The organism is Mesorhizobium sp. LNHC232B00, assembly GCF_000502435.1.
GTDB classification, from domain to species: domain Bacteria; phylum Pseudomonadota; class Alphaproteobacteria; order Rhizobiales; family Rhizobiaceae; genus Mesorhizobium; species Mesorhizobium opportunistum.
Genome location: NZ_AYWP01000011.1, coordinates 132,006 through 138,762 on the forward strand (window position 1 = coordinate 132,006; position 6,757 = coordinate 138,762).

At 58.0% G+C, this 6,757-nt stretch carries 7 protein-coding genes; 3 read left to right on the top strand and 4 right to left on the bottom strand.

What is annotated here, in order from left to right; all coding sequences use genetic code 11:
- Window positions 1-132 precede the first annotated feature (132 nt).
- The 3 genes from X743_RS152715 to X743_RS152705 all read right to left on the bottom strand — a co-directional run bounded on the left by X743_RS152715 (window position 133) and on the right by X743_RS152705 (window position 2,320).
- A complete protein-coding gene (locus tag X743_RS152715) occupies window positions 133-957 on the bottom strand; it encodes a Ku protein (protein WP_023766295.1) in 825 nt (274 codons plus the stop codon).
- A gap of 76 nt (window positions 958-1,033) precedes the next feature.
- Window positions 1,034-1,648: a methyltransferase domain-containing protein gene (locus tag X743_RS152710; protein ID WP_032923109.1), complete on the bottom strand. Its 615-nt coding sequence runs from the start codon at window positions 1,646-1,648 to the stop codon at window positions 1,034-1,036.
- A gap of 357 nt (window positions 1,649-2,005) precedes the next feature.
- Window positions 2,006-2,320, bottom strand: a complete 315-nt coding sequence (locus X743_RS152705) for a YMGG-like glycine zipper-containing protein (protein WP_023766297.1) — start codon at window positions 2,318-2,320, stop codon at window positions 2,006-2,008.
- Window positions 2,321-2,558: 238 nt separating this feature from the next.
- Between X743_RS152705 and X743_RS152700 the strand changes: the two genes are divergently transcribed.
- Both X743_RS152700 and X743_RS1000000169825 read left to right on the top strand, forming a co-directional pair.
- Entirely contained in the window at window positions 2,559-4,121 is a 1,563-nt protein-coding gene (locus tag X743_RS152700) for a recombinase family protein (RefSeq protein WP_023766298.1), read from the top strand.
- A gap of 14 nt (window positions 4,122-4,135) precedes the next feature.
- Window positions 4,136-4,945, top strand: a complete 810-nt coding sequence (locus tag X743_RS1000000169825; protein WP_023766299.1) for a plasmid partitioning protein RepB C-terminal domain-containing protein — start codon at window positions 4,136-4,138, stop codon at window positions 4,943-4,945.
- 154 nt (window positions 4,946-5,099) lie between these two features.
- On the opposite strand, the gene X743_RS152695 is transcribed toward X743_RS1000000169825, so the two are convergent.
- Window positions 5,100-5,441, bottom strand: coding sequence for a hypothetical protein (locus tag X743_RS152695; protein WP_023766300.1), 342 nt, complete (start codon window positions 5,439-5,441; stop codon window positions 5,100-5,102).
- Between the two features lie 659 nt (window positions 5,442-6,100).
- Here X743_RS152695 and X743_RS152690 point away from each other — a divergent pair.
- The gene (locus tag X743_RS152690) at window positions 6,101-6,460 is read left to right on the top strand and encodes a hypothetical protein (protein WP_245264232.1); all 360 of its coding nucleotides are present in this window, start codon (window positions 6,101-6,103) and stop codon (window positions 6,458-6,460) included.
- The last annotated feature ends 297 nt before the right edge of the window (window positions 6,461-6,757 follow it).

Consider the following 6,757-nt stretch of genomic DNA (forward strand, 5'->3'; position numbering starts at 1 on the left):
CTCCATGTCTCATTTGGCGCAAACGAGTTCTCCTGCCTTATGGCAACTCGCGAGGTCGATTTCGATGTGCCGGACTTCAGGCTATCAGAAGATGGCTTCGCGATGGGTCGAGAGGCTCGACTGACTTTTTAACTATGCTGATTTGCGGCTCTTAGCCTTTGGCCGGTCTTGGTTGACGCCTTCCTTGGCAAGGCTCTTTCGAAGCACCGAGGCCAAGTCGACCACGTTCTCCTTGGGCTGCGGGACCGGTTTCGGGGGCTTTTTGCCCTTGCGCTTGGCGTCGATCATCGCAATCAGCGCGTCCTCGTACGTGTCCTCGAATTTCGAGGGATCGAACTTTGTCGCCTTCTTGTCGATGAGCAGCCCCGCGATTTCGAGCAAATCCGCATCGTACTTTGGACTTTTCACGTCATCGAAGACGGTGTCTTGCGACGTCATCTCATTTTGGGTGCGCAGCTCGGTCAGCAGCATTCCCTTTCCAAGGGGCTGTATCAGCACTTCGCGCCCGCGCTGATAGAGCACGACGCAGGAGCGGGCCGCGACGCGTTTCTTGGCCATCGCATCGCGCAGGACGGCGAACGCCTCCAGGGAGGCTCCGTCTGCGGGGATCAAGTAGTATGGTTTCTCCAGATAACGTGTGTCGATCTCGGTAACCGGGACAAAGGAATCGACATCGAGTGTATGCTGCGATGTCAGTTTCAGTTTTTTGATCTCGTCCGGTTCGACCTGTATGAAATCGCCCTTATCGGCCTCGTAGCCTTTGATCTGATCCGCGGCTTCGACGATGTCGCCTGTCTCTTCATCGACATAGGCGCTCTTGACCGGTAAGCCGTCCTTGCGGTTCAAAATTTTGAAGTGGATCTTGGATGCTTCGCTTGTGGCGCCAACGATCTTCACCCCGCATGCCACCGAGCCGACCCTCAGAAACCCCTTCCAGACCGCGCGTGGCGCCACCATGCCGTTTCTCCTAGACGTGCCGATGTCGCACAACGTCAGGCACACGGTTCTGTTCCGCAACGTGGGCAGTACTCCATCACGCCTTCTTGGCAAACGCCCAGACCATCAGCGGGTATTCCTCGTCGTTGCTCAGATCCCGCCACAGGCCGTAGGCGCGGACGGGGCCGCCGATATGGGCCCTGGCGCAGGCTTTGTTGCCCCAGCCGTGGACCTTGACGTTGGCTTCCGCGAAGCCGCCCTCGACCATCAGCTGTTTCAGGCCGGCAGGCGTCCATCGGTTGTAGTCGTGCGGCCTGGCGTGGACCCTGAACAGGAAGGGCGTCGCCACCATCGCCCAGCCGCCGGGCCGGGTCATGGCATGGATATTGGCCACTGCCGCCAGCGGCCGCTGGACATGTTCCAGCACCTGGTCGGCGATGACGATGGAATATTGCTCGTCTGTGCGGTCGCTGCAGATGTCGAAGTCGGGGAAGTCGACCGATCTGTAGTTGGGGCACATCGCCCGCCAGTAGCGGTTCCAGCCGGGCGAGATCTCGATCACGTCGGAGGCTTTGCGGTTGCCGGCTTCGAGGAAGAGGGTGAACGCCTCGATCTGGCGGATGCGCAGCCAGTTTCGGGAATCGTAGCCGATGAGTCGTTTGACGGCGCGTTTGCTTTGGTTTTTCAGGGCGGCAAGGCTTGTCGTCGTCACATCGACCTCCTCCAAAGCGCCCGCCTCAAAGACAAGGTACTCCAGGCAAGTGGGCAAAAAATGACAGTGAGCCCACTTTCGTCACCGCTTAGGGGCGCCGATGGCGCGGACATGAAAAAGGCGGATCCGGGGACGGGATCCGCCTTGCCTGTCGACGGGGCTTCGGGGGGAAGACAGGTGTCGGCAAGCGTCCGATAGCAATGTCAGCAGGCGTCTACTGGGCTTCGGATAACTAGAGTGTCGGCGCGTTTAGCGGCCGACACAATTAGTCCGATGGACGTAGCCTGCTACGCCCATATCGCGGACGAGCGTCCGACCAAGGTCTATTGGGGCGTCAGTAGCCGGCGACACCGCCCTTCAATAATTGCCGTTGTAGTAACGGTCATCGCATGGTGCTGTGTAGATACGGCCGTAACGGTCCTGGTAGCGGCACATCTCGTCGCCGCGACGCTGCGGGGTGGTCGCGCTACCCACCACCGCACCCAGCAAGGCGCCGCTGGCCGCGCCGATGACCGTGCTTTTGGTGTTGCCGCCGATGGCCTGGCCGACGAGGGCGCCGCCGGCGCCGCCGATCAGGGCTCCGGTTCCAGCCCTCTGCTGGCCTTCGGTCTGCGCGCAGCCTGCGAGTGCAGCGGTCATAAGCACCGCCAGAATGGCCTTCTTCATCATCATATCCAGAGCTCCTTTGTAGCCCCGGGACTGCACATGGGGCGATTTCGCTCAAGTGCGGTCGGATTGCGGCCGAACAGCGGCGTGCCGGCTCACGAAGTGAGTCAGGGTTTCCCGGCAGTTGAACGCCATGGTTTCCAAACAGAAAAGCCCGGCATTCGACGCAAACTGGACAGGAATTTTCAACCAAACCATAGCGCTGTGGTCGCTAACATGACCGATCGGCAGGACAGCGCGAGCGATGGACGAGGTTGCCAAAACCCCACAAGTTCCTTCAGGCAAACGCCTCGTTCGCGCCGCTCAGTACCTGCGCATGTCGAAAGAGCACCAGACCTACTCGATCGACAATCAGAAAGATGCCATCCGCAACTATGCCGAAATCATGGGCTACGACATCGTCACCACTTACGAGGATGCCGGTCGCAGCGGTCTCAACTTAGGCGGTCGTCCCGGCCTCCAGCGGATGCTGGCCGATGTAGAAAGTGGGCGCGCCGAGTTCGAAACGGTCGTGATTTATGATGTCAGCCGCTGGGGACGTTTCCAGAACATCAATGAAAGCGCCGCCTACGAATACCGTTGCCAGATGGCCGGCGTGCGGATCGAATTTTGCGCCGAGCAATTCGCAAATGACGGCAGCGTCGGCTCCGATGTGCTTATGGCTATCAAACGCAGCATGGCCGCCGAGCACAGCCGCATGCTCTCTCAAAAGACGTTCATAGGCCAGGCGAGGCTGATCCGGCTGGGCTTCCGTCAAGGTGGCAAGCCGGGGCTCGGCCTAAGACGCCAGTTGGTGGACCAGTCAGGACGTCCCAAATTTATCCTCTGCCCGCACGAACAAAAGAGCCTGCACACCGACAGAATGATCTTGGTGCCCGGGCCGCCAGAAGAAATCGCGACGGTGCGCTGGATCTTCGGTCAGTTCGTCAAAACGCATAAGACAGAGCTTGAGATTGCAAGGCTGTTGAACGAGCGCGGCGTCGTCACAGACCTTGGGCGGCCATGGAAGCGGGAAACGGTGCGCGGAGTTCTGACCAATGAGAAATACATCGGCAACAATGTCTGGAACAGGCGCTCGCGCAAGCTTAAAGCAAAGGCCACGAACAATCCTCCTGAACACTGGGCTCGAGCGGACGGCGCATTCGAGCCCATCATTGACCGCAGGCTGTTCGAACGGGCGCAACTCATCCACCAAACGCTCTATTCGCGCATCAGGTTGAGCAACGAAGAGATACTGCTTGCGTTGAAGAAAGTTCTGGCGCGCCGAGGCTATTTATCTGCCTCGATCATTGACGATGCGCCGGATTGCCCCGCGGCGAGCCTGTATTTCCATCGCTTCGGAAGCCTTCTGAAGACCTACGAATTGATCGGATATCGGTCGCCCAGGCAGTTCATTGCCTCGAAAAGGCGATTGGCGACGGTGCGTATACAGGCGATAGAAGGCTTACTGGGCGCGATCGGAAGCGCTGGCGGACAGGCGGCCTATGACAAAGAGAACGAGATCCTCCGGATCAACGACGAGTTCACGGTTGCAATCGAAGTCCTACATTGCACCGCTTCCGACTACGGATATCCCTTCTGGTCCCTGAAAACCCGACGCCAGTCGGTGGCTGACATTTTCATCTTGGTCCGGATGCGCCCCGGTGACCTTGTCATTCGAGACTATCTGATTGCCCCTATGTCTAAAATCGTCGGCAAATCGGAATTGCGCGCTAACAATGGGGCTCAACTGGACACCTACCTCTTCCCCACGCTCACCCCAATTACCAGACTGGCAGCGCGAGCAAGTGTGGAGACCATATTGTGAGTTCGAAGTATCGTATGACCCGCATAGCCGCCTACAAAGCTTTCCAGGATAACGGCCACAGACACGCTCGGAATATTGCCACTGATCAACCGGGATCAAAGGTAAAGCTCTTTGGGCCAGATCTTTTGGCAACCTATGAATCTGAGTGCAGACGCAAGCGCCATTTCATAAAGGAAACAGTGGAAGCAGAACAGCGCTTGGGGCGTATGGTCAAAGCGCTTCGTGTGATCATGAGCGACACGAAATTTCGCTCATTGCTGGTGTCCGAAAGCCTTGCCACTATGCCAAAATCCCTGGCCCAGCGGTTGCAAGGCACGACGGTCGAATCTCAGACAGCCGCGCATGCCTGCGAGTCCCCTTCTGACAGCAGTGCTCAATCTGTCGGCGGGATTTGCCCCGACGTCCTCAATTTTCTTCAGGACTACCCTGTGAAGGTGAAGATCTTCGGCTTACTGCGGCATGTGCTCCCGGCCAGGCAATTGGAAATTGCCAAGTTGATGGTTGCCATGGAGCGGGTCACGTTCACGTACGAAAAGTTGCTTGTCGCCTTTACGCCTCGTGCGCTGCTGGCCGAGGGTTTCGATCCGACGACGGTTGCCAACGCGTCTAAAGATCAACTGGACGCGATGACGCCAGAACTTGACCGGCTAAGCCGTGAGTTTCTGAGCGCTGTGGAGCGACGTGGTTCGGTGAGCCTGGAACTGTTGGCTGCCGGCCGCTATCTCGATCGGCTGATGAATAACCCCAGGGCCGTGCGGTATCTGGCGCGCAATCTTTCCGGCCATTTTGAAGAGTTCCACAATTTGTCGGTGCCCTACAAATAGGTGGATCGAATGACATACCGGGCCGGCTTGGATAGCCCACGCCCGCGGCCATGCTGCTTGTGCCACTTTTGGCGCGACAGCACCACATGGCTCATTCTATTTTCTGATCAATCGCTTTCTCATCAAAAAGATGCCTGCCACCACCAGCCATAGCTTAGCCACGACGTTGACGCGGTGGCGCTGACAGTGGTCCTAGCCGAGGCCGGTCCGGCCATGTTCCCAGCAGTGGTGTGGTTTCGTTCTCGCCGATCGCCGATGTGCCGATGACAGGGATTAAGGACGGCCCTCCCGTCTTATCCCGGCGCTTTTTCAGCGCATCGATTTCGTCGTCACGCCGGGCGATGCGGCTTTCCAGATTGGCGATGCGCTCGGTTAGAAAATAGCGACCCACAACGAACCCTCCACTCCCGAAAAGAATCGCGAACGTCGCGAAGGCAATAGGATTGGCAATGATCAACGTCGCATTGGCCTGAAAGAACCTGATCAAATCATGCATTCTCAAACCCGCTCAACCCCTTGGCATCCTCTGGATTTCCAACCGGACCGACGGTCCTAGTCTGCTCCTCGGCAGTGCCCGCACCAGAGGTGCTGCTCGTGTCAGGGTCGCGAAAAACGTTCGAAATCGCACCACGCGACAAGCCAAGCTCGCGTTCCAGTTCTGTTTTCCTCGCCACCTGGGCGCTGCGTCTAGTGCGCTGCCGGGCTGCGGGTTCCAATTCCGACAGAGCTCCGCCGCCGCCCCGTTTTGGGGCTTTGCCATGGGGGTGCTCTCTGATTTCATGCCGTCACAAATAAGGAATATATTCCTGCTTCGTCAAGACCGCAGCGGTCTATCGTTCTCTTTTTGCTCCGAATGGGAGCGGTACAGACTGCGGGATTTGGGCAGCCCCGGGGAGCCGCTTCGAATTGAAACCGTGAACGCGCATGCCGCCGTCTATCTTCCAATCCCTCTACACGCCCGGCCTGAGTTTTTGCCTGCACCGTTGCTTCATCGTGATCCTGGAGATCGTCTACCAACCACTCGTCAGGCCATCGCGGTGATTGGCGGCGTGCGCAGTGCGTCCTGTGAACAACGGCAGATATCCACGAAATGTTGGCTAGGCCAATCGCACAGAACAGCGCACTGTCGCTAACATGGTGGCTGGACATGTTGAAATGGTTCTGTTCGAGCAATCGATGGCCAATGCGGATGGCATTCAGCAGCCGTTTTCCGACCGGGTGATCGACGCTGCGGAGAAAACTGCTGGCGAGGTGCTGTTCGATGTGCGTGTCGATGGTGACGCCAACATTTATAGAATGGCCGCCATCGGATACGGTGACGCAGATACGGCGATAGTCGTGCTCGAGAAGAGTGGCCAATTAAGGTGCGCCTCAGTGAATGGCGCCGCGTCGTCCTTCGTCGCGGCGCTCGCTGCATGGGAGGCTTCCCCATTGAGCGAACATGTGCGAGCTGAATACCATGGCACAGCACTGATCTTGCTGGCGAAGCTTCGCGCGACTGGTCACCTCAAATGATCAAAACTACGCCATCACTCTGGTAGCATTCTGGCATCATCCGAACCCAATCTTGCAAAGTTCGCGGGTCAAACAGGTCAACCATTTGTCTTTGACCAAGCCCTATACGATCGACGAATTGGCGGAGAAGATCCGAAAGGTGCTGGATAGAAAGTGAAAGGGCAACTGCCGCCGGTGCTCGCTCACCAACCCTCTCCGCTTCAGCCGCGTCACCGCCCGCGCTTGCCGCGCAAGGTTTGCAGCGAAACGGGCCGGAAGTCCCAGCTGTCGACACCAACATCATATTGGCGCGTCAAC

Excerpts from the sequence above, each read along its gene's own strand:
- X743_RS152690 (WP_245264232.1), top strand. The coding sequence starts at position 6,101 with ATGGTTCTGTTCGAGCAATCGATGGCCAATGCGGATGGCATTCAGCAG.
- X743_RS1000000169825 (WP_023766299.1), top strand. The coding sequence starts at position 4,136 with ATGACCCGCATAGCCGCCTACAAAGCTTTCCAGGATAACGGCCACAGA.
- X743_RS152715 (WP_023766295.1), bottom strand. The coding sequence starts at position 957 with ATGGTGGCGCCACGCGCGGTCTGGAAGGGGTTTCTGAGGGTCGGCTCG.
- X743_RS152700 (WP_023766298.1), top strand. The coding sequence starts at position 2,559 with ATGGACGAGGTTGCCAAAACCCCACAAGTTCCTTCAGGCAAACGCCTC.
- X743_RS152705 (WP_023766297.1), bottom strand. The coding sequence starts at position 2,320 with ATGATGATGAAGAAGGCCATTCTGGCGGTGCTTATGACCGCTGCACTC.
- X743_RS152695 (WP_023766300.1), bottom strand. The coding sequence starts at position 5,441 with ATGCATGATTTGATCAGGTTCTTTCAGGCCAATGCGACGTTGATCATT.